Source organism: Lentzea sp. NBC_00516, assembly GCF_036346835.1.
GTDB classification, from domain to species: Bacteria; Actinomycetota; Actinomycetes; order Mycobacteriales; family Pseudonocardiaceae; genus Lentzea; species Lentzea sokolovensis.
Genome location: NZ_CP107840.1, coordinates 5,000,100 through 5,020,717, shown reverse-complemented (window position 1 = coordinate 5,020,717; position 20,618 = coordinate 5,000,100). Strand labels below are relative to the sequence as shown.

Below are 20,618 nucleotides of genomic sequence, written 5' to 3'. Positions count from 1 at the left end.
GGACTCTCGATGAAACGCGCTCTCGCCGGCCTGCTCGCCGTGGGCTTCGCGATGCTGTCGGCCACGCCCGCGCAGGCGGCGTCGACGACGATCACGGTGCCGTTCAAGGAGAACCAGATCACCTGGTTCACCACCGCGCGCACGATCACCGTCGCCGGGTCGAACATCGACGCCCAGGTCGCGCTCGGCGGTGTCATGCAGCTCGCCTGGTACAAGTGCGGCGACCGCAACACCCGCGGCGCGTTCGTGCGGATGGAGGAGACCCGCAAGCACGTCGGCACGAACTTCAAGGCGGGCACCAAGTTCTGCCTCGCCTCGAACAGCCCGTACACCTCGGGCACAGTCGGAGGAACGCTGTGGTGGAGCGGCAACTGACCGGACTGCTCGCGCTCGCCCTGCTGGCCGGATGCGCGGCACCACCGGCGGAGCCCCAGCTCGTCGACCAGCGGCAGTACACGCGGGACATGCTGGACGGCTCGGCGAAGTTCACCTGGCCGGACGGCCGGAAGCCGGACTTGGCCGTGCTCGCGGAGAAGTCCGGCCCAGGGCCGGACAAGGCGCCGCCGGGCAGCGAACGGATCGTCCTGGAGATCACCAACTCGTGCGCCTGGTACCTCGGCTGGGAGGACGCGAAGAAGCGCGGCGACCAGACCGCGCAGACGGCCGCGTTGAAGGTGATGGACGAGGTGCTGCCGAAGTTCTCGCCGGAGGACCCGGACGGGCAGCGCTACGCCCGGGACACCGCGGCGAAGGCCAAGGCCGGGGACGGCTCGCTGGCGGCGGACTACGTGGCGAACAACTGCGAGTCCGTGCTGTGGAAATAGCGAACGGGGCGCGTCCGATGTGGACGCGCCCCGTTCCGCTCGTGCTCCGTCAGCCGGCCGAAGCGTCCATCAGGACGGGCTTCTCCGCGTCGGGGTTGTCGGTCTTGATGACCTTCTTGTTGCGGCGGTTGCGCTTCTCGAGGTAGGTCGCGAGCCACGTCAGCAACAGGCACAGTCCGATGTAGACCAGGGCGACCACGATCATCACCGGGATCATCGGGCGGCCGAAGTTGACCGCGTCACCACCGATGCGCGTACCCCACCGCAGCAGCTCCTCGAAGGTGATGAGGAAGCCGAGCGCGGTGTCCTTCAGCAGCACGACGAGCTGGCTGATGATGGTCGGCAGCATCGCCCGCAACGCCTGCGGCAGCAGCACGAACGTCATCACCTGCGTCTTGCGCATGCCCAGTGCGTACGCGGCCTCGCTCTGGCCCTTCGGCAGCGAGTTGATGCCCGCGCGGAAGATCTCCGCGAGCACCGAGCCGTTGTACAGCATCAGGCTGATCACGACCGCCGTGAACGCGCTCAGCTTCACCCCGGCCACGGGAAGGCCGTAGTAGAAGAAGAACATCATGATCACGAGCGGGATCGCGCGGAAGACCTCGACGATCACCGCCGCGGGAGCGCGCACCCAGCCGTGGTCGGACAGCCGTGCCGCGGCGAAGATCGCGCCGAACACGAGTGCCAGCGCTGCGCCGACGGCGAACGCGCCGAGCGTGTTGCCGATGGCCTCGACGAGCGAGAGCTGGATCTGCTTGTAGTTGATCCAGTCGAGCCTGCGGGAGGTGAACTGGTCGGTGACGACGAACCTCATCACCACGTACACCAGCGCCGCGGCCACCGCCGCGATGCCGATGACGGCCATGATCTTGTGACGGACGCGGGCCTTCGGACCCGGGACGTCGAACAGCACCATGCTCATCGGGCCACGCTCCACCGCTTCTCGAAGACCTGCTGGACGTACGTCAGCGGCATCACGAGGATGACGAACCCGATTGCGACCCACACGAGTCCGACGAGGACGTTGTCACCCTGGTCCGACAGCTGCTCGCGGATGTTGCCCGCCTGGAAGACGGCAAAGCCCGACGCGACCGTCGTGTTCTTCAGCAACGCGATCATCGTGCTCGTCATCGGCGGCACCACCGAGCGCAACGCCTGCGGCAGCACCACGCTGCCGAGCATCTGCGTGAACGTGAGACCCAGCGCGCGGGAGGCCTCGGCCTGCCCGACCGGCACCGTGTTGATGCCCGATCGCACGACCTCGCAGACGAACGCCGCCGTGTAGAGCGTCAGCGCCACCACCGCGGCCGTGTACTCGTCGATCTTCAGGATCTCCAGCAGCGGGTACGCGAACACGAAGAACACGAAGACCAGCGTCAGCGGCGTGTTGCGCACGACCGTCACGTACGTCGTGCCGACACCGCGGAACACCGGCACCGGGCTGACCCTCAGCGCCGCGAGGAGCGTGCCCAACACCAGCGACAGCACCGCGGAGACGGCGAAGAGTTGGAGAGTCTGGCCAAAAGCGCGCAGGAACAGATCTAGGTTGTTGGTGAGGACGCTCATCGGTTTCCTTGCCGTCCGTCCGCCTTCAAAGGAACGGCCGGTGGACCCACGTGGGATCCACCGGCCACGTGAGGAACCGTCAGTACCGGTCGATCTTCGGCTTCTCGGCGGACGAGCCGGACTTGCCCAGCGTGCCGTCGTAGATCTTCTGCCACGAACCGTCGTCCAGCGAGGCCTGCAGGACGTCGTTCACCTTGTCGCGCAGGGCCTTGTCGTCCTTGGGCAGGCCGATGCCGTACGGCTCGCTGGAGAACGTCTTGCCGACGACCTTCAGCTTGCCGTCCTCGGCGGCCGCGTAGCCCTTGAGGATCGCGTCGTCCGTGGTGACCGCGTCGACCTCACCGTTGAGGAGCTTGGTGACGCACTGCGAGTAGCCCTGGAACTCGAGGACGTTGCCCTCTTCGGTCAGCTTCTCGTCCTTGATGCGCTTGGCCGGCGTGGAGCCGGTCACCGAGCACACCTTCTTGCCCTTGAGGGTGTCCTTGCCGGTGATGTCGGCGTTGTCCTTCTTCACCAGCAGGTCCTGGCCGGCGACGAAGTACGGGCCCGCGAACGAGACCTTCTCCTTGCGGCCGGCGTTGATCGTGTAGGTGCCGACGTAGTAGTCGACGTCACCGTTGATCAGCGCCTGCTCGCGAGCGGCCGACTGGATCGTCTTGAACTGGATCTTCTCGGGGTCGAAGCCCAGCTTCGCCGAGATCAGGCGCGCGATGTCGATGTCGAAACCGCTGTACTTGTTCGTCGTCGGGTCCTTGTAGCCCAGACCCGGCTGGTCCTCCTTGACCCCGACGATCAGCGAGCCGCGCGACTTGATCTTCTCGAACGTGGGCGAGCCGTCGACCTTGACGTCCTTGGCGACCTCGAAGAGGCCGGCGGGCGCCGCCGTGTCGGTCGGGCTGCCCTCCTTGCCACACGCGGTCAGGGCCAGTGCGCCCGTCAGCAGCACCGCCGCAAGGGTGCGAACCCTCATCGTCCTTCTCCTGCCATTCGTTCGAAAGTGGGCTGACTACTAGTGAGTCAGGATCTTGCCAAGGAAGTCCTTCGCGCGGTTGGACTTCGGCGCCGAGAAGAACGCTTCCGGGGTGGAATCCTCGACGACCTCGCCGTCGGACATGAAGATCACCCGGTCCGCGGCCTTGCGGGCGAAGCCCATCTCGTGCGTGACGACCAGCATCGTCATCCCGTCCTTGGCCAGGCCCGTCATGACGTCCAGGACCTCCTGGACCATCTCCGGGTCGAGCGCGGACGTGGGCTCGTCGAACAGCATCACCTTGGGCTTCATGGCGAGCGCGCGGGCGATCGCCGCGCGCTGCTGCTGTCCACCCGAGAGCTGAGCGGGGAACTTGTCGGCCTGGTTGGCGATCCCGACCCGCTCCAGCAGTTCCATCGCCGTCTTGCGCGCCTCGGCGGCAGGGGTCTTGCGCACCTTCGTCGGTGCGAGCATGACGTTCTCGACGATGGTCTTGTGCGCGAAGAGGTTGAAGGACTGGAACACCATGCCGACGTCGGCGCGCAGGCGGGCCAGTTCTTTTCCTTCGGCGGGAAGCGGTTGCCCGTCGACCTCGATGACACCCGAATCGATCGGTTCGAGGCGGTTGATGGTCCGGCACAGGGTCGACTTACCGGAACCCGACGGCCCCAGCACGACCACGACCTGCCCCTTCGGCACTTCCAGTTCCACGTTCTTGAGCACGTGCAACGGGCCGAAGAACTTGTCCACACCCGCCACACGAATCATCGGCGGTGCAGAGGCGGCAGTCATCCAGTCCTCCATTGGGGGTCGTCGGCGTTGGCGGAAACCTAGGTGTCCGCCACCACACCAGTCCAGGACATTGAGCAAGACTTAGGGTCTCAACTCTGTCACAGGCAGACATCGGTTGCCCGGGAGGTAGCGAAAGTGCGCGTGCTGCTCGTCGAGGACGACGACAGGGTCGCCGAGGCCTTGGTCCCAGCCCTGACCAGACGGGGTTTCCACGTGGACCGGCAGGCCACGGGCCGCGGCACGCTCGACCGCCTCGCAGGCGTCGACGTGGTGCTGCTCGACCTCGGCCTGCCCGACATGGACGGTGTGACGCTGTGCCGTGCCATCAGGGCCGCTTCGGACGTCGCGATCATCGTGGTGTCCGCGAGAGGGGAGATCGACGACCGGATCCTCGGCCTGCACGCCGGGGCCGACGACTACCTGGTCAAGCCCTATGACGTGGGCGAACTCGTCGCGCGCGTGCACGCCGTCCGCCGTCGCCGCGGCGCGGATCCGGTCGGCGTGGGAGCGGTGTCCACAGAGGTGTTCGAGACCGGCGACGTGCGGGTCGACCTGGGGCGTCACGAGGTCACGGTCGCGGGGGAGTCGGTCGCCCTGTCGCGCAAGGAGTTCCAGGTGCTCGCGCTGGTGATGGCGGCGGGCGGCGCGGTGTGCACGCGGGAGCGGATCCTCGCCGAGGTGTGGGGCCGCACCTGGTCCGGTGCGAACCGCACGCTGGACGTGCACGTGGCCACGTTGCGGACCAAGCTCGGCAGGCCCGCGTTGCTGGAGACCGTGCGCGGCGTCGGATATCGGCTGGGGCAGGTGTGATCTCAATTGGGTGATCTTTTGTCGTCGGCGTGTCGCGGCCGGGCGGGGTGACGGCGGGTGAGGTCACGACTGCTGGGCGTGGTGCTCGCCCTGATCGTGCTGGTGCTGGTGGGCCTCGGCGTGCCGCTGGGCCGCAACGTGGCGGCCGCGGAGCAGCAGGAGATGTTCCTCGACCGGCTCACCGACACCAGCCGGTTCGCCTCGCTGGCGCAGCGGCCGCTGATCGACGACAGCCCGCACCTGCTGCGGCCGGAGCTGGAGCGCTACGACGAGCTGTACGACATCGGCGTGGCCGTGGTGGCCCGCGACGCGCCGACCGTGCCGCTGGTGGCGTCGCGCAACGACCTCGCGCTGGGTGACCCCGCCGTGCAGGACCTGGTCAGCAAGGCGCTGGCCGGGCGCCTGCCGGTCGCGCCGGCGTTGTTCACGCCGTGGAGCGACGCGAAGGTCGTGCTCGCCGAACCGGTCCTGGTCGACGGCGAGGTGCGCGGCGCGGTGATCACGTTCTCCCCGACGGCCAAGACCCGCTTCGAGGTGCTCGCCTGGTGGGCGCTGCTGCTCGCGGGAAGCCTGCTGGTGCTGGCGCTCGCGGTGCTGCTGGCACTTCCGGTGGTGCGCTGGACGTTGCGCCCGGTGCAGGCGCTGGACGAGGCGACCGGGAAGCTCCTCGCCGCGGTGGTGTCGGGCCGGCCGGTGCGGCCGGTGGGCGCGGAGAGCGGGCCGCCGGAACTGCGGCAGTTGTCGCGGTCGTTCGACCAGATGGCCGCGAACGTGAGCGATGTGCTTGCCGCGCAACGGGCCTTCGTCGCGGACGCGTCGCACCAGCTGCGCAATCCGTTGACCGCGCTGAAACTCCGGCTGTCCAACCTGGAGGGTCACGTCGACGGCGAGGGGGAGGTGCACCAGGTCGAGGCGCTGAGCGAGACCGACCGGCTCAACCGCATCCTCGACGAGCTGCTCGCCATGGCGCGTGCCGAGTCCAGTTCCGTGGACCCGGTGCCGGTCGACGTCGACAAGTCCGTGGCCGCACGGCTGACCGCGTGGTCGTCGGCCGCCGCGGCGAAGGACGTGCATCTCGTGCTCGACGGGGAACGCGTCGGCATGGCCCTCGTCCCGCCGCGCGGTGTCGAGACGATCCTGGACGCGCTGCTCGACAACGCGTTGAAGTTCACCGCCGAGGGCACGCTGATCGTGGTGGACGCGCGCAAGTCCGACGGCGTCGTCCGGCTCTCCGTCGCCGACCACGGACCCGGTCTGCAGCCCGACGAGCTCGAACGGGCCACCGACCGGTTCTGGCGCAGTCCGGCGCACCAGAACGTGCCCGGCTCCGGGCTGGGGCTCTCGATCGTGCGGCTGCTGGTCGAACGCGTCGAAGGCACCGTCCAGCTGGAATCGCCCGACGACGGCGGCCTGAAGGTCGTGATCGAACTGCCCGCTGTCTAGACCCCGGGAATCAGACTTTGGCCTCGCGGTAGTAGCGCATCGCGCCGGGATGCAGCGGTACCGGTGATGTCTCGATCGCGGACCGCTGCTCTATCGTGCGCGCCGCCGAGTGCGCCTTCACCAGGTCGGGCTGGCCCTCGAACAGTTGCCGCACCAGAGCTTCGGCCACGTCGTCGGACATGGACTCGTTGACGAGCAGGAAGTTGCGCACGACGAGCGTGATGACCGGGCCGGATTGCAGGTTGTAGGTGGAGGCCGGCAGCGTCGCCGATCCGTAGACGGGGTACTGCTGGCGGAACTTCAGCAGCTCGTCCTTGAGGTCGAGCATCCGCACGCCGAGTCCCTTGGTGAGGTCGGTGATCCGGCGCGTCGGCAGGCCGCCGGACCAGAAGAACGCGTCGAGCCTGCCCTCCTGCATGGCACCGGCGGAGTCGTCGAGGCCGAGGTTCACGGCCTGCGGCCGGACGTTCTCGGACTGCAGCAGCTTGGTCGCGATGATCTCGACGCCGGACTCCTTCGCGCCGATCGACACGCGTAGTCCCGACAGGTCGCGCAGCTTCGCCACCGGCAGGTCGGCGCGGACGATGACCTGCAGGTAGTCGTCGTGCATGCGGGCCAGCGCGCGCAACCGGTCGGAGCCGGGCATGCCTTCGAGCGCGTCCGCCTGGGAGAATCCGACCTGGGCCTGGTTGTTGATCAGCCGCGTGACGTTGTCCTTGGACCCGGCCGTCTGCACGACCTGGGGCCGCACGATGCCGAGACGCCCGCTCCAGATGTCCGCGAGGCCGTTGCCGAGCGAGTAGTAGACGCCGCCCTCGCTGCCCGTGGCCATCGTGATCTTGATGTCCGTCACCGTGCTGCTACAGCCCGTCAGGACCGTTGCGGCGGTCAACAGGCTCACGGCGGCATGCAGTCGTCCCAGCACCAGCGCATCGTGCCACGGGGGTGCCCGGCCCTTGCACCCGACGAAGGTCCTGCCTGGTCACGGCGCGAATGGGACATGCTTTGTGCGGTCCGCGAAACTTGGGCGTTTGACCAGGGGTTATCGTGTTCGTGTGAGTACCGCGCAGGTTGGCAAGAGCTTCCAGATCCGCACGTTCGGGTGTCAGATGAACGTGCACGACTCCGAGCGGCTCGCCGGTCTGCTGGAGGACGCGGGCTACGCGCGTGCCGGCGAGGACGAGCAGGCCGACGTCGTCGTCTTCAACACCTGCGCGGTCCGCGAGAACGCCGACAACAAGCTGTACGGCACGCTCGGCCACCTCGCCCCGCAGAAGACGGCGAACCCGGGCATGCAGATCGCGGTCGGCGGCTGCCTCGCGCAGAAGGACCGCAGCGAGATCGTCCGGCGCGCCCCGTGGGTGGACGTCGTGTTCGGCACGCACAACATCGGGTCGTTGCCGGTGCTGCTCGAACGCGCCCGCCACAACTCCGAGGCACAGGTGGAGATCCTCGACGCGCTGGAGACGTTCCCGTCGTCGCTGCCGGCCTCGCGCGACTCGGCCTACTCGGGCTGGGTGTCGATCTCGGTGGGCTGCAACAACACCTGCACGTTCTGCATCGTGCCGTCGTTGCGCGGCAAGGAGAAGGACCGCCGCCCCGGCGACGTGCTCGCCGAGGTGCAGACGCTCGTGGACGAGGGCGTGCTGGAGGTGACGTTGCTGGGGCAGAACGTCAACTCCTACGGCGTCGAGTTCGGCGACCGGCTCGCGTTCGGCAAGCTGCTGCGCGCCTGCGGTGAGATCGACGGACTGGAGCGCGTGCGCTTCACCTCGCCGCACCCCAAGGACTTCACCGACGACGTCATCGCCGCCATGGCCGAGACGCCCGCCGTGTGCCACAGCCTGCACATGCCGCTGCAGTCCGGTTCGGACCGCCTGCTCAAGGCGATGCGCCGCTCGTACCGCACCGAGAAGTACCTGGGGATCATCGACAAGGTCCGCGCCGCCATGCCGGACGCCGCGATCACCACCGACATCATCGTCGGCTTCCCCGGCGAGACCGAGGAGGACTTCCAGGGCACGCTCGACGTGGTGCGCCAGGCCCGTTTCTCGTCGGCGTTCACGTTCCAGTACTCGAAGCGTCCCGGCACCCCGGCGGCCGACCTGCCGGACCAGTTGCCCAAGGCCGTTGTGCAGGAGCGCTTCGAGCGGCTCGTGGCGCTGCAGAACGAGATGACGCACTCGTTGAACATCGAGCAGGTCGGCCGCACGGTCGAGATTCTCGTGGCAACGGGTGAGGGCAAGCGCGACGCCGAGACCCACCGCATGAGCGGCCGCGCGCGCGACGGACGCCTCGTGCACTTCGCACCCGGCACGATCGTTCCGCGTCCTGGCGACGTCGTGGAGACCGTCGTGACGTACGCGGCCCCGCACTACCTCGTCGCGGACGGCGAACCGCTGTCGTGGCGCCGCACCAAGGCCGGTGACCGTTCCGAGGCCGGCATCAAGCCCAAGACCGCGGGCATCGGCCTCGGTCTGCCGTCGTTCGGAGCGCCCGAGCCGTTGCCGGTGGTGTCAGGGTGCGCGGCCCAGTGAGTGATGAGGACTTCTTGCGCAAAGAGATCGACGCGGTGGAGCACGAGGCGGCCAAGCGCATCGACCCGGGAACGGGCGCGCTGACGATCTCGATCGCGGTGCTCGCGATCCTGGTGTCGCTGGTCCTGCCGTGGATCGGCGAGCACACCGGTCTGCAGGTCGTGCTGGGGGAGTCGTCGCTGTTCCTCCCGACGCTGTTCTCCTACCTCGCGCTGGGCATCGGCGTGCTCGGCTCCGGCGTCACGCTCGCGGTGCGGCGCTGGGGACTCACGTGGGTGTGCTCGCTGGGGCTGTTCGCGGGGTCGATCATCGGCGTGCTGTCGATCTGGACGCAGCAGACGACGACGAGCAACAAGACGATCGGTCCCGGGCCCGGCATCGGTTTGATCATCGCGGTGATCGCGGTGATCCTCCTGCTGGTGAAGTGGGTGCAGATCGCGGCCTCGCGCCCGCCGCAGCTGTGACGAACGGGCGCAGTGCCCCCTGAAAACGCCTGAGGGCCCCTCTCCGCACGGGAGAGGGGCCCTTTCAGGTGTCAGAACTAGCGGGTCGCCAGGGCCTGCTCAGCGGCGGCGAGCCACTCGCGCCACTGGGCGGCCTGCGCCTCGGCCTGCTCGGTGCGGCGCTTGTCGCCCGCGGCACGGGCCTTCGCGGCCTGCGCCTCGAACTGCTCCACGCGCTCGCGGAACTGGGCCACGCGGGCCTCGGCCTCGGGGTCGGACCGGCGCCACTGGGCGTCGACCGCGCCGCGGACCTTCTCCTCGATGCTGCGGAGCTTGCCCTCGAGCTCGCGGATGCGCTCGCGCGGCACCTTGCCGATCGCGTCCCAGCGTTCCTGGATCTTGTAGAGGGCGTTGCGCGCCGTCTCGAGGTCGCTCGTCGGGTCGATGCCCTCGGCCTCGGCGAGCAGCTCCTCCTTCAGCTTCGCGTTCGCCGTGAACTCGGCGTCCCGCTCGCTGAACGCTTCGGAGCGCTTCTGGAAGAACGCGTCCTGCGCGGCCCGGAACCGCTGCCACAGCGCGTCGTCGGCCTCCTTGGGCGCACGCCCGGCGGCCTTCCACTCGACCATGAGCTCCTTGTAGCGACCGGCCGTGGTGCCCCAGTCGTCGGAGTCGACGAGCTTCTCGGCCTCCTCGACCAGCGACTGCTTGGAGGACTTGGCCACGGTGCGCTGGCGGTCGAGATCCGCGAAGTGCGAGCCGCGACGGCGGTTGAACGCGTCGCGGGCCTTCGAGAACCGGCGCCACAGCTGCTCGTCGGTCTTGCGGTCGACGCCGCGGATGGTCTTCCACTCGTCGAGGATCTGACGCAGCCGGTCGCCCGCGACCTTCCACTGCGTCGACTCGGTCGCGATCGACTCGGCCTCGTCGACGAGCGCCTGCTTGCGCGCCACGGACTGGGCTCGGGCGGCCTCCTTGGCCTCCTTCGCCTTCTCCATGCCGGCCTCTGCCTGGACCAGCACGTGCTCGACGCGGGCGGCCAGCGCCTTGAGGTCACCGACGACGGCGGCCTCGGCGAGCTGCTCCTTGACGTGCTTCGCGCTGGTCATGGCGTGCTTGGGATCGCCGGCGCCGGACTTGAGCCGCGACACGAGCAGCTCGACCTCGGTGCGCAGGTCGTCGAAGCGCCGCGCGAAGTGCGCGAGACCCTCGACCGGCTCACCGGCCTGCCACGACCCGACAGCACGTTCGCCGTCCTCGGTCTTCACGTACACGGTGCCGTCGGCGTCCACGCGCCCCCAGCGGTCAGGGTGGTCCGACGCCACGGGGACGGCCGAAGGCGTCGCCTGCGCCGGGGTCTCCTTCGGCGTTTCCTCGACCACACCCTCGGCTGCACCCTCGACTGGGGCGGTCTCCGCCACGGTCTGCGGTGTGCTGTCCTGCTCCGACATCGCCGGTTCCTCCCATCTGACGCCCGTGCCTGCCACGGGCGCCCCGCCGTTGGCGGGGCCGATGCAATACGGGCGCTGGAGGGTCTCCCGTCCCCAGTTCCCCGCGCGCATTCAAACAGGTCAGAGCTCGACTCGGTACTGGGAGTCCACGATAGGTAGCCTCGTCGGTCGTGATCACCCGTGCCGCGGTGGTGCCGCACCCACCTCTTCTGGTCCCAGAACTGGTCGTGGGAGCCGCCGCAGAAACCGAGCCCGTGCGGGCCGCAACCCTTGCCGCAGCAGGAAAACTGCCCGGTCCGTGGGTCGCGGTCGCCGTGGACGACAGCGGCCCCTCGACGTACTCGACGCCGTTGTCGGGAACTTTTCTCGGTTATGGGGTCGATGTGCCTGTGTCACTCGGCGGTGACCTGCCGCCGGATGCGCGGATTCCGTTGCCCGTGCTGGTCACCGCGTGGCTTCGGGAACACTGCGGAGTCGAGGTGTCACGCGTCGAACTCGTACCGCCTGACCTGCCCGCTTCCGAATGTGTCTCGTTTGGACAACAACTCGCTTCCGAGGTGAATTCCGGGTCGGAATCTGAGGACGTTGGACTCTTGTTCCTCGGCGACGGCTCCACCCGGCACGGCCCGCGCTCGCCGGGGTCCGACGACGAGCGTTCGGGACCTTTTGATTCTTTGGTCCACACTCTGCTGGCGAACGCCGACGTGGACGGCCTGCTCGGTCTCGACGTCGGCCTCGCCCGTGAACTGGGCGCGCAGGGCCGTGCGGCGTGGCAGGTCCTCGCGGGCGTGCCAGGACCGTGGCGCAGCCTGGGCGCCGAGTTCTTCGCACCGTTCGGCGTGGGCTACCACGTCTCTGTCTGGGAGCGCCCGTGATCACCCCCATCGCAGTCGTCGGACCCACCGCGACCGGCAAGTCCGACCTGGCCGTCGCGCTCGCGGAGCGGTTCGGGGGAGAGGTCGTCAACGCCGACGCCATGCAGCTCTACCGCGGCATGGACATCGGCACCGCGAAGATGCCGCTCTCGGAACGCCGTGGCGTGCCGCACCACCTGTTCGACGTCCTGTCCGTCACCGAGACCGCGTCGGTGGCCGCCTATCAGCGCGAAACGCGGGCCGTCGTCGAGGAGTTGCTCGCCGCCGGGCGTCCTCCGGTCCTCGTCGGAGGTTCGGGGCTCTACGTGCAGGCCGTGCTGGACGACCTGAAGTTCCCCGGCACCGACGACGCGGTGCGCCTGCGGTTCGAGGCGGAGCTGGCCTCGGCGGGCTCGGAGGCGTTGCACCGGCGTCTGCAGGAGCTCGACCCGGCCGCCGCGATCGCGATCCTGCCGTCCAACGGCCGCCGCATCGTGCGCGCGCTGGAGGTCATCGAGCTGACGGGACAACCGTTCTCGGCGAACCTCCCCAAGCCCGGCCCCGCCCGCTACGGCACCGTCCAGATCGGCGTCGACCGCGAGGTGTCCGAACTGGACACCCGAGTCGACCTGCGGGTGGACCTGATGTTCGCCGACGGCCTGGAAGACGAGGTGCGCGCTCTGGTCCGGCTCGGACTGCGCGACGGCAAGACCGCGTCGCGAGCGCTGGGCTACCAGCAGGTGCTGTCCGCAATGGACGGAGCCTGCACGATCGACTTCGCCGCGGAGGAGACCAAACGCGCCACCCGCCGGTTCGTGCGCCGGCAGCGGTCCTGGTTCCGGCGTGACCAGCGCATCACCTGGCTCGACGGTGCTCGGCCTGATCTTTTGGAGGCCGCCGGTAACCTTGTCCCGTGGAGTTCGTGAAGGGGCACGGCACGGAGAACGACTTCGTCGTCCTGCCCGACCTCGATGACGCGTTGGATCTGACCGTCGCCCGCGTGCAGGCGCTGTGCGAACGGCAGCGTGGCCTGGGCGCGGACGGCGTGCTGCGCGTCGTGCGCATGGGCGGCGCCGAGGGCAAATGGTTCATGGACTACCGCAACGCCGACGGTTCCATCGCCGAGATGTGCGGCAACGGCCTGCGCGTCTTCGCCCGCTACCTGGTCGACGCGGGCCACCAGCCGCAGGGCACGTTCGTCGTCGGCACGCGCGCGGGTGACCGCACGGTCACCACGCACCCGGACGGCTCCGTCACGAACGACATGGGTCCCGCACGGGTCACCGGCACGTCCATCGCCGCGGTCGACGGCTCCGGCATCGGCGGCTTCGCGGTCGACGTCGGCAACCCGCACCTCGCGTGCGTCACCGAGGTCCCGGTCGAGGACTTCGACCTCACCGTGCCGCCCGGCTTCGACCCGGTGATGTTCCCGCACGGCGTCAACGTCGAACTCATCAACGTCATCGGCGCCGACGCGCTGCGCATGCGCGTCTACGAGCGCGGCGTCGGCGAGACCCGCTCGTGCGGCACCGGCACCGTCGCGTCCGTCGCCTCCTGGCTCGCGGGCCAGGGCAGGACCACGGGCTCGGCGACCGTCGACGTCCTAGGCGGCCAGGTGTCCGTCACCATCGAGCCGACGACGTCGACCCTCACCGGACCTGCCGTGCTCGTCGCCCGCGGCGAGCTCGACAAGTCCTGGTGGGACGCCCTTGCCTGATCCGATACCGCTCAACTGATATCCGATATATCAGTTGAGCTGGTGGATCTCGATCTTCCCGAGCCGGTCGGGCCTGACGACGCTCGGGTTCGAGTCGGGCGCGGTCAGGCAGACGAGGTTGTCGCCGACGACCGCGACGGCGAAGCACGTCTGCGTCGTCTCCACCTTGTTGGTGATCTTGCCGCCCTCGGTCACCCGGAACACCGCGGGCTGCAACGCGGCAGCCACCCAGACGCCGTCCCCGCTGGTGCTTGATGTATCGGCCGCGATCCCGTCCGGCGCGATCCCGAACTCCTTCACATCGGCCCACACCCTGCGGTTTTGCAACGATCCGTTTCGGTCGACCGAAAATGAAGTGAGCTGGAATGCAACGGTCTCGGCGACGACCAGGATGTTGCCGCTCTCGGACTCACCGGTCGGGTCGGGCAGCAGCGCCATGCCGTTCGGGAACTTGAGGTCCTCGGCGGCGACGCTGACGGACCCGTCGGGCTGGACGAGCGCGAGCGCGGCGCCCGGCGGTTCGAAGTCGGGTTCGAGCAGTCGCGCGATGCCGACGTCGTCGATCAGGCCGTGCAGGTCGAAACCGAAGTTGCCGACGTACGCGCGGCCCTCGGAGTCGACGAGCATGTCGTTGGCGTGGAAGGTCGCGATGTCCGATATATGAGCGTGCAGGACCAGGTCGTCGCCCTCCAGGCGGCGGACCGTGCGGTCGAGCATCGACACGACGAGCAGGCGTCCGTCGGGCAGCCAGCCGAGGCCCGAGGGCTGGCCGTCGAAGGCGACGACGACCTCGTCGTCGCCCGTCGCGAGGTCGAGGGCGTGCACTTCGCCCGCGTAGAAGTCCGAGTAGTAGAGGCGGCCGTCAGGACCGCGTCGCGGTCCTTCGCCGAAGTGGAGACCGTCCCGCAGCACCGAGGTATCAGCCATGGGCCTCGACGCTAGACGTGGCCGGCAGGTCCCGCATAGAGCGCAGCGGCGAGAACAGCACCCACCCCATGCCGGCCACCGAGCCGATCAGCGAGACCCACAGCGTCGGCACGATCCCGATCCACGAACCGAGCCCGCCGCCCAGCAGCGCGCCCAGCGGCGTCGCGCCCCACACCACCCAGCGGATCGAGGCGTTCATCCGGCCCAGCAGGTGGTCGGGGCAGATGGCCTGCCGGTAGCTCACCTGGCCGACGTTGTAGACGACGACGCCGAACGCGCTGACCGCGAGCCCGGCCATCGCGAACACGATGCCCCAGCCCTGTTTGGTGAACGGCATCAGCAACACGAACGGCCAGGTCAGCAGCGGCACGAACCAGATCAGCCGAGCCTGTCCGATCAGCACGCCGAGCCGGTGCGCGACCATCGCGCCGAGCACGCCGCCGACACCGCTCGCGCTGAAGATCAGACCCGCCGTGCCTTCGCTCAGCCCGGCCACCCGCAGCAGGAACAGCACGCTGACGGCGTTCTGGATGCCGTGGAAGAAGTTCGACGTGCCGGTGCAGGCCACGATCTTGCGCAGGGTGGCGTTGCCGAAGACGAACCGCAGCCCTTCCATGATCTCGCGGCGCAGGTGCGGGTCGGGGTGGCGTTCCGGAACGGGCTCCACGACCTTGATCCGGGTCAGGAAGAACGCCGAGCTCAGGTAGCCGAGACCGGTCGCGAGCACACCGTTGGCCGCGCCGAGGAACTGCGCCACGTACCCGCCGATCGCCGGCCCCGACACCTCGGCCACGGACATGCTGGCCTGCAGTTTCGAGTTGCCTTCGACGAGTTGGTCGCGTCCCACCAGTGACGGCAGGTACGACTGGTAGGCGACGTCGAAGAAGACCGTGCAGACGCCGACCGCGAGGCTCACGATGATCAGTTGCGGCAGGTCGAGCGCGTCCATCCACCACGCTATGGGCACGCTCAGCATCAGCGCGGCACGGACGACGTCCATCGCGATCATCAGCGGTTTGCGGCGCATCCGGTCGACCCAGACGCCCGCGGGCAGTCCGATCAGCAGGAACGCCATCGTGCCCGCCGCGGCCAGCAGTCCCATCTCGAACGGTGTCGCGTTCAACACGCCCGCCGCGAGCAGCGGGATCACCGTCAGCCCGATCGTCGAGCCGAACTGGCTGATGGTGTCGCCGATCCACAGCCGGCGGAAGTCGTGATGCCCCCAAAGCGCCATGCTGAGAAGTCTGCGCTGAGTGATTGGAAAGTGTCAATCACTTAGACTGTGGTCGTGCCACTCTCCCGGAAGCGACGTCCCGCGACGAGCGACGAAGCCGCGGCGCTGAGCTCTGACCTGCGGCTGCGGATGATCCGCTTGACGTTCGACCGCCCGCTCACCAACAAGGAGCTGGCCCAGCGGCTGGGCAGGGACCCGGCCACGACGCTGCACCACGTGCGCAAGCTCGTCGCCGCCGGATTCCTGGAGGCGATGCCGCCCCGCGCGGGCAACCGGGGGGCGAAAGAGATCCCCTATCGGTCGACAGGACTGTCCTGGGAGCTCGACAACAGCGAAAATGCGGTCGCCGTCGGCGAAGCGATGCTGCACGCTTTCCTCGGCGAGGTTGCCGACATCGGGCTCAGTGAAGTGGATCAGAGCCGTCTGGTCGTCACCGTCGACCCCGAGGAACTAAAGCAGCGGCTCGCGTCGTTGATGGATGAGCTGGCCGCGCAACCGGTCAAGCCGGATGTTCCCCGTGTGGCGATCTACCTCGCGGTGTATCCGGGGGACTAACTGTCCGTGGGACGATGAAGGGCAAATGACGGAAAACATCCAGAGCACAGAGTTCGACCCGGAGTTCGACGCCACGTGGGAGGAGGACGACTTCTCCACGGGTGATTACGAACGTGTCGAACGCGCCGCGCTGCGCCGTGTCGCGGGACTGTCCACCGAGCTCGAGGACATCACCGAGGTCGAGTACCGGCAGCTCCGCCTGGAGCGGGTCGTGCTCGTCGGGGTGTGGACCGAGGGCACGGCGGCGGACTCCGACGCCTCGATGGCCGAACTCGCCCGCCTCGCCGAGACCGCTGGTTCCGAGGTGCTCGAAGGCCTCGTGCAGCGGCGCGACAAGCCCGACGCGGCGACGTACATCGGCTCCGGCAAGGTCTCCGAGCTGCGCGACGTCGTGCAGTCGACCGGCGCCGACACCGTGATCTGCGACGGCGAGCTCTCGCCAGGCCAGCTGCGTCAGCTGGAGGAGAAGCTCAAGGTCAAGGTCGTCGACCGCACCGCGCTCATCCTGGACATCTTCGCGCAGCACGCGCAGTCCAAGGAGGGCAAGGCGCAGGTCGAGCTGGCCCAGCTGCAGTACCTGATGCCGCGCTTGCGCGGCTGGGGTGAGTCGTTGTCGCGGCAGGCCGGTGGTCGTGCCGGTGGCGGCAACGGCGGCGTGGGTCTGCGCGGTCCCGGTGAGACCAAGATCGAGACCGACCGTCGCCGGATCCGCGCCCGCATCTCCAAGCTGCGCCGCGAGATCGCCGCGATCGGCGTCGTCCGCGAGACCAAGCGGGGCCGCCGCACGGCGAACGAGATCCCGAGCATCGCCATCGCGGGGTACACGAACGCGGGCAAGTCGTCGCTGCTCAACGCGCTGACGGGCGCCGGAGTCCTGGTGGAGGACGCGCTGTTCGCCACCCTCGACCCGACGACGCGCCGCGCGCTGACGCCGGAAGGCCTGCCGTACACGCTGACGGACACGGTCGGCTTCGTCCGGCACCTGCCGCACCAGCTGGTCGAGGCGTTCCGCTCGACGCTCGAGGAGGTCGGCCAGTCCGATCTGCTCGTGCACGTGGTCGACGGCTCCGACGGCATGCCGGAGAAGCAGGTCAAGGCCGTGCGCGAGGTCCTGTCCGAGATCAACGACAAGACCGACGCGCCGATGCCGCGCGAGCTGCTCGTCGTGAACAAGATCGACGCGGTCGGCGACCTGGGCATGGCCCGCTTGCGGCACCTGTTCCCGGACGCGTCGTTCGTGTCGGCGCACTCGGGCCTCGGCATCGAGGAACTGCGGGTCCGCATCGCCGAACTGATGCCGCATCCCGAGGTCGTGATCGAGGCTCTCGTGCCGTACGCGCGCGGCGAGGTCGTCGCCCGCGTGCACCGCGACGGCGAGATCCTGTCCGAGAAGCACACGGAGTCGGGCACCCTGCTCAGCGCCCGCGTGCGTCCGGACCTCGCCAGCGCGCTCGAGGAGTTCGCGACGAACGGGACGCCTGCTTGATCCCGCCTCCACCCGTGGACGTGTGCCCGGTAGCCATGCAGGAGCTTTCCGGGCTCACGTCCGACGGCAAGCAGTTCTTCGCCGTCAGCGACAGCGACAACGGCACGCTGCGCATCCAGGTCATGGGCCGCGACTGCGTCGTGACGCGCACGATCACCGCGCCCGTCGACCCCTACGACGTCGAAGACCTGGCGATGACGCCGGACGGCACCCTCTGGGCGTCCGACACCGGCGACAACAACAAGTCCCGCTCCACGGTCGCCTTGCACAAGGTCTCGCCTTCGGGCGCCGTGGAGCGGTTCCGCGTCACCTACCCGGACGGCAAGCACGACGCCGAGGCGTTGCTCATCGACAAGTCCGGCACCCCGTACATCATCACCAAGGAACCCCTCGGTTCCGCGCTGGTGTATCGCCCGACGGCCCCGCTCCAAACTGATATATCGGTGCCGTTGGAGCAGGTCGCACGCGTGTCGCTGTCGACGACGGACACCCCGGGCGGCCCCCTGGAAGGCACCCTCGACTCGCGCCTCGTGACCGGAGCCGCCTCCACACCAGACGGCTCCGTCATCGCCCTGCGCACCTACACGGACGCCTACCTGTACCCCGTCCCAGACGGCGACGTCGTGAAGGCGCTGTCCGGCGACCCAGTCCGAGTCCCGCTGCCGAACGAGCCCCAGGGCGAGGCCATCGCCTTCGATCCGGACGGCACCCTGCTCTCGGCCTCCGAAGGCACCGGTACCCCGATCCGCGCCGTAGCGGGCGCCGCGGCCCTGGCCCAGCCACCCCCGCCGACGAATACCACGCAGCCACCCGCGGCCGCCGACGAACCCCAGGCCGACGAGCCCGCGTCGACGTCGTGGCAGAACTGGCCACTGGCACTGACCCTGGGCGGCCTTGTACTCGTCGCTGCCCTGGTCATCGGCCTGCGCCTGCGCCGCCGCGCCTAGGGAGTCTTTGGGGGATCGGCGAGGAATGCGGCCATCCGAGGCAGGTCAGCAGCGCGGGCGCGACCGGTCAGACGTCCGACGATCGACCCACCGGTGTTCCGCTGAACGACGTCCACCTCCACCCGGCCGTCGTCGCCCGGTTCGCGGTGCACGGTGAACTCAGCATCGTCAACGAGCTGCCGAGCCTCGCCGTCGTGCAGGCCCAGGGCCTGCCCAAGCACCGCGACGAGCCGGTCCAGGTCCGCCTCCGGCTCTCGGTGCTCGAACTTGACGTGCTGCTGCAAGGCCAGGCCGATCATGTCCGGCGGCAGCTCGCTCGTGGTCAGCCGGGGAGTGCGGCTCAACAGGACCGGAATGACCTTCTTGTTGTGCGCCAACGCCTTGGCGATCTCGATGCGCACCCAGTCCTCCTGGGCGTCGTCGTGGGCCGCGAGCTCGTCGCGCCAGGTTGGGCCGATGATCACCAGCATCGCCCGGCAGCGCTCCAGCGCTCCCATGATCGCTTTGTCGTAGCTCTCGCCCGGTGCCACCGACCGAGTCGCCCGGAACACGTTGTCGCGCCCGAACAGCTTGGAGAGCTTCTCGTCGAGGTACGCGGCCACGTAGGCGTCGTGGGCCGAGCGGTAGCAGAGGAAGATGCTCGTCACCAGCGCCTCCCCAGGTCAGTGGGGGAGACGCCCGGCAGGTGACCGCCGGAGCTGGGCGCCAGCGCCGCGGACAGCTTGGGCGCGAGCTCACGCACCGCCGGGTCCGAGTTCCAGCGGTTGAGCATCCTGGCCAGCAGACGAAGGTCGCTGCGGATCGTCGCGGAGTGCGCCACCGCCGACACCTGGAGGATCTCCTCGGCCAGGGCACACGCGCGACCGATCTCGCGCAGGCTCGCCAGCGCCAGTGTGAGCCGGGCGGCGGTCCTCGCCCACGCCCTGCCGTTCGTCTTCTGGGTCTCGCTCAGTTCCAGGGCGAGGATCTCGACGGCCTCGGCGGGCATGCCCAGGTCGTACAACGACCACCCCTCGGCCAGCTTCAGGGGATTCCGGATTCGCATCGGGCCCGCGACCGGGCCGCGCTGCGGCTGCCGCGTGCTCTCCGCGAGCGCGTACAGCTCGAACGCCCGATCCATGCAGGTCCGGAAACTCCGGAAGTCGCCCGCGAGCGCGTGCCCCTGGGCCTCGCGGGACTTGCAGAAGCTGAGCCTGCGCGGAGTGCGCGCGAACGTGCTCGCCTGTCTGGCCGCCTCGATGGTCCCGTACGCGTCCTGCTGGTACAGCGAGATGTTCGCCCTGCGCACGTAGAGGTGGGCGATCATGTCGTCGTCCTGCACGGCTTCGGCGAGTGCCGCGCTCCGGTTGATCCAGGCGCGGGCGGTGACGTCGTCTCCCGCCTCTTGGGTCATCCAGCCGGTGAAGTCGGTGAGGTGCGCGGTCAGCCGCAGGGCGTCGTTGCGCAACGGCTCGTGCAGAGTGCTCGCGAGCGACTCCAGCGCGGCGATGTGGGGGACGAGCATGCTCGCCACCACCGACGGGTTGAGCGTCTGACCGAGGTCGCGCACCTCGTCGTACACGCGCTCGAACGCGGACAGCGCGTGCTTGGCCTCGGTGTCGTCGAGGGCGGGCGGCGTCTCGGCTGGAACGTCCTCGGGGGAGGGCTGGTCCGGCGGAGGGGAAGCCGGGGGTTCGGCTCGCGGCGTCGAGCGTCCCTCGTGCAGCGCGAGGAGCCGGCCGTCCGCCTGGAGCACGGCGTCGGCGACCCGCGCGAATTGGGTGCTCGGCGCCTTCCTGCCGTTCTCGATCTTGCTCACGAAGCCCTTGCTGTAGCGCACGCGCGCGGCGAACTCGGTGGTCGTCAGGCCGGCGGCGGCGCGACGACGCCGAAGCTCAGCACCGAACTCCTCTGGTGTGCCCACTGCTCACCTCGTCCAGGTCAACATCTGGGCCCATTGTGCACGATGAACAGGCCGTTTCCCAAAAAGGAAACACTTGAATTGGACAACGTAAGCTTACGGTAGTGCGGGAGGGCCGCGACATGACGGCCGTACGCGGAACCTGATCACAAGGCGAGTTCAGTT

General features: G+C 68.9%; 22 protein-coding genes. 12 read left to right on the top strand and 10 right to left on the bottom strand.

Annotated features, from left to right (window positions below):
* Positions 1 to 9: 9 nt before the first annotated feature.
* Positions 10 to 375, top strand: a complete 366-nt coding sequence (locus OG205_RS21865) for a hypothetical protein (RefSeq protein WP_093599744.1) — start codon at positions 10 to 12, stop codon at positions 373 to 375.
* Positions 360 to 824, top strand: coding sequence for a hypothetical protein (locus tag OG205_RS21860; protein WP_330269985.1), 465 nt, complete (start codon positions 360 to 362; stop codon positions 822 to 824). The genes OG205_RS21865 and OG205_RS21860 overlap by 16 nt, the downstream gene beginning before the upstream one ends.
* A gap of 49 nt (positions 825 to 873) precedes the next feature.
* On the opposite strand, the gene OG205_RS21855 is transcribed toward OG205_RS21860, so the two are convergent.
* From OG205_RS21855 to OG205_RS21840, 4 genes are all read right to left on the bottom strand, one after another.
* Positions 874 to 1,746: an amino acid ABC transporter permease gene (locus OG205_RS21855; protein WP_330269984.1), complete on the bottom strand. Its 873-nt coding sequence runs from the start codon at positions 1,744 to 1,746 to the stop codon at positions 874 to 876.
* On the bottom strand, positions 1,743 to 2,390 hold the full coding sequence (locus OG205_RS21850) for an amino acid ABC transporter permease (RefSeq protein ID WP_330269983.1): 648 nt from the start codon (positions 2,388 to 2,390) through the stop codon (positions 1,743 to 1,745). Before OG205_RS21850 ends, OG205_RS21855 begins: the two co-directional genes overlap by 4 nt.
* A gap of 79 nt (positions 2,391 to 2,469) precedes the next feature.
* A complete protein-coding gene (locus tag OG205_RS21845) occupies positions 2,470 to 3,360 on the bottom strand; it encodes a glutamate ABC transporter substrate-binding protein (RefSeq protein ID WP_330269982.1) in 891 nt (296 codons plus the stop codon).
* Positions 3,361 to 3,399: 39 nt separating this feature from the next.
* The gene (locus OG205_RS21840; protein WP_319978680.1) at positions 3,400 to 4,128 is read right to left on the bottom strand and encodes an amino acid ABC transporter ATP-binding protein; all 729 of its coding nucleotides are present in this window, start codon (positions 4,126 to 4,128) and stop codon (positions 3,400 to 3,402) included.
* Between the two features lie 159 nt (positions 4,129 to 4,287).
* Here OG205_RS21840 and OG205_RS21835 point away from each other — a divergent pair, with 159 nt between their 5' ends.
* Together OG205_RS21835 and OG205_RS21830 are read left to right on the top strand one after the other, a co-directional pair.
* Entirely contained in the window at positions 4,288 to 4,962 is a 675-nt protein-coding gene (locus OG205_RS21835; RefSeq protein WP_319964593.1) for a response regulator transcription factor, read from the top strand.
* Positions 4,963 to 5,019: 57 nt separating this feature from the next.
* A complete protein-coding gene (locus OG205_RS21830) occupies positions 5,020 to 6,405 on the top strand; it encodes a sensor histidine kinase (protein ID WP_330269981.1) in 1,386 nt (461 codons plus the stop codon).
* Positions 6,406 to 6,415: 10 nt separating this feature from the next.
* Here the strand turns inward: OG205_RS21830 and OG205_RS21825 are convergent, their stop codons facing one another.
* Entirely contained in the window at positions 6,416 to 7,330 is a 915-nt protein-coding gene (locus tag OG205_RS21825) for a TAXI family TRAP transporter solute-binding subunit (protein WP_330269980.1), read from the bottom strand.
* A gap of 130 nt (positions 7,331 to 7,460) precedes the next feature.
* On the opposite strand from OG205_RS21825, the gene miaB reads away from it, so the two are divergent.
* Complete coding sequence (gene miaB / locus OG205_RS21820; RefSeq protein ID WP_330269979.1) at positions 7,461 to 8,942, top strand: tRNA (N6-isopentenyl adenosine(37)-C2)-methylthiotransferase MiaB; 1,482 nt, start codon at positions 7,461 to 7,463, stop codon at positions 8,940 to 8,942.
* Positions 8,939 to 9,406, top strand: a complete 468-nt coding sequence (locus OG205_RS21815) for an Rv2732c family membrane protein (protein WP_330269978.1) — start codon at positions 8,939 to 8,941, stop codon at positions 9,404 to 9,406. Before miaB ends, OG205_RS21815 begins: the two co-directional genes overlap by 4 nt.
* Before the next feature lie 77 nt (positions 9,407 to 9,483).
* Here the strand turns inward: OG205_RS21815 and OG205_RS21810 are convergent, their stop codons facing one another.
* On the bottom strand, positions 9,484 to 10,833 hold the full coding sequence (locus OG205_RS21810; protein ID WP_330269977.1) for a DUF349 domain-containing protein: 1,350 nt from the start codon (positions 10,831 to 10,833) through the stop codon (positions 9,484 to 9,486).
* A gap of 170 nt (positions 10,834 to 11,003) precedes the next feature.
* Here OG205_RS21810 and OG205_RS21805 point away from each other — a divergent pair, with 170 nt between their 5' ends.
* Genes OG205_RS21805 through dapF form a run of 3 tightly spaced genes read left to right on the top strand, consistent with a single transcriptional unit; the run spans position 11,004 to position 13,404 of the window.
* The gene (locus tag OG205_RS21805; protein ID WP_330269976.1) at positions 11,004 to 11,708 is read left to right on the top strand and encodes a class III extradiol dioxygenase subunit B-like domain-containing protein; all 705 of its coding nucleotides are present in this window, start codon (positions 11,004 to 11,006) and stop codon (positions 11,706 to 11,708) included.
* Positions 11,705 to 12,613, top strand: coding sequence for a tRNA (adenosine(37)-N6)-dimethylallyltransferase MiaA (gene miaA, locus OG205_RS21800; RefSeq protein WP_330269975.1), 909 nt, complete (start codon positions 11,705 to 11,707; stop codon positions 12,611 to 12,613). Before OG205_RS21805 ends, miaA begins: the two co-directional genes overlap by 4 nt.
* Positions 12,601 to 13,404 (top strand): diaminopimelate epimerase, encoded by an 804-nt coding sequence (gene dapF, locus OG205_RS21795; RefSeq protein ID WP_330269974.1) that lies wholly within the window; start codon positions 12,601 to 12,603, stop codon positions 13,402 to 13,404. The genes miaA and dapF overlap by 13 nt, the downstream gene beginning before the upstream one ends.
* A gap of 30 nt (positions 13,405 to 13,434) precedes the next feature.
* Here the strand turns inward: dapF and OG205_RS21790 are convergent, their stop codons facing one another.
* Complete coding sequence (locus OG205_RS21790) at positions 13,435 to 14,331, bottom strand: SMP-30/gluconolactonase/LRE family protein (RefSeq protein WP_330269973.1); 897 nt, start codon at positions 14,329 to 14,331, stop codon at positions 13,435 to 13,437.
* Positions 14,324 to 15,565 (bottom strand): MFS transporter, encoded by a 1,242-nt coding sequence (locus tag OG205_RS21785; RefSeq protein ID WP_330278067.1) that lies wholly within the window; start codon positions 15,563 to 15,565, stop codon positions 14,324 to 14,326. The genes OG205_RS21790 and OG205_RS21785 overlap by 8 nt, the downstream gene beginning before the upstream one ends.
* Before the next feature lie 54 nt (positions 15,566 to 15,619).
* Between OG205_RS21785 and OG205_RS21780 the strand changes: the two genes are divergently transcribed.
* The 3 genes from OG205_RS21780 to OG205_RS21770 are packed head-to-tail and all read left to right on the top strand — an operon-like array spanning position 15,620 to position 18,553.
* A complete protein-coding gene (locus OG205_RS21780; RefSeq protein ID WP_330278066.1) occupies positions 15,620 to 16,120 on the top strand; it encodes an ArsR/SmtB family transcription factor in 501 nt (166 codons plus the stop codon).
* Positions 16,121 to 16,145: 25 nt separating this feature from the next.
* On the top strand, positions 16,146 to 17,606 hold the full coding sequence (gene hflX, locus OG205_RS21775) for a GTPase HflX (protein ID WP_330278065.1): 1,461 nt from the start codon (positions 16,146 to 16,148) through the stop codon (positions 17,604 to 17,606).
* A 35-nt stretch (positions 17,607 to 17,641) separates the two neighbouring features.
* Positions 17,642 to 18,553: a hypothetical protein gene (locus OG205_RS21770; protein WP_330278064.1), complete on the top strand. Its 912-nt coding sequence runs from the start codon at positions 17,642 to 17,644 to the stop codon at positions 18,551 to 18,553.
* On the opposite strand, the gene OG205_RS21765 is transcribed toward OG205_RS21770, so the two are convergent.
* Entirely contained in the window at positions 18,550 to 19,200 is a 651-nt protein-coding gene (locus OG205_RS21765; protein ID WP_330278063.1) for a toll/interleukin-1 receptor domain-containing protein, read from the bottom strand. The genes OG205_RS21770 and OG205_RS21765 overlap by 4 nt on opposite strands.
* Positions 19,197 to 20,456, bottom strand: a complete 1,260-nt coding sequence (locus OG205_RS21760) for a helix-turn-helix domain-containing protein (protein WP_330278062.1) — start codon at positions 20,454 to 20,456, stop codon at positions 19,197 to 19,199. Before OG205_RS21760 ends, OG205_RS21765 begins: the two co-directional genes overlap by 4 nt.
* Positions 20,457 to 20,618 lie beyond the last annotated feature (162 nt).

Excerpts from the sequence above, each read along its gene's own strand:
- OG205_RS21865 (WP_093599744.1), top strand. The coding sequence starts at position 10 with ATGAAACGCGCTCTCGCCGGCCTGCTCGCCGTGGGCTTCGCGATGCTG.
- OG205_RS21855 (WP_330269984.1), bottom strand. The coding sequence starts at position 1,746 with ATGAGCATGGTGCTGTTCGACGTCCCGGGTCCGAAGGCCCGCGTCCGT.
- OG205_RS21850 (WP_330269983.1), bottom strand. The coding sequence starts at position 2,390 with ATGAGCGTCCTCACCAACAACCTAGATCTGTTCCTGCGCGCTTTTGGC.
- OG205_RS21845 (WP_330269982.1), bottom strand. The coding sequence starts at position 3,360 with ATGAGGGTTCGCACCCTTGCGGCGGTGCTGCTGACGGGCGCACTGGCC.
- OG205_RS21840 (WP_319978680.1), bottom strand. The coding sequence starts at position 4,128 with ATGATTCGTGTGGCGGGTGTGGACAAGTTCTTCGGCCCGTTGCACGTG.
- OG205_RS21810 (WP_330269977.1), bottom strand. The coding sequence starts at position 10,833 with ATGTCGGAGCAGGACAGCACACCGCAGACCGTGGCGGAGACCGCCCCA.
- OG205_RS21790 (WP_330269973.1), bottom strand. The coding sequence starts at position 14,331 with ATGGCTGATACCTCGGTGCTGCGGGACGGTCTCCACTTCGGCGAAGGA.
- OG205_RS21785 (WP_330278067.1), bottom strand. The coding sequence starts at position 15,565 with ATGGCGCTTTGGGGGCATCACGACTTCCGCCGGCTGTGGATCGGCGAC.
- hflX (WP_330278065.1), top strand. The coding sequence starts at position 16,146 with ATGACGGAAAACATCCAGAGCACAGAGTTCGACCCGGAGTTCGACGCC.
- OG205_RS21770 (WP_330278064.1), top strand. The coding sequence starts at position 17,642 with ATGCAGGAGCTTTCCGGGCTCACGTCCGACGGCAAGCAGTTCTTCGCC.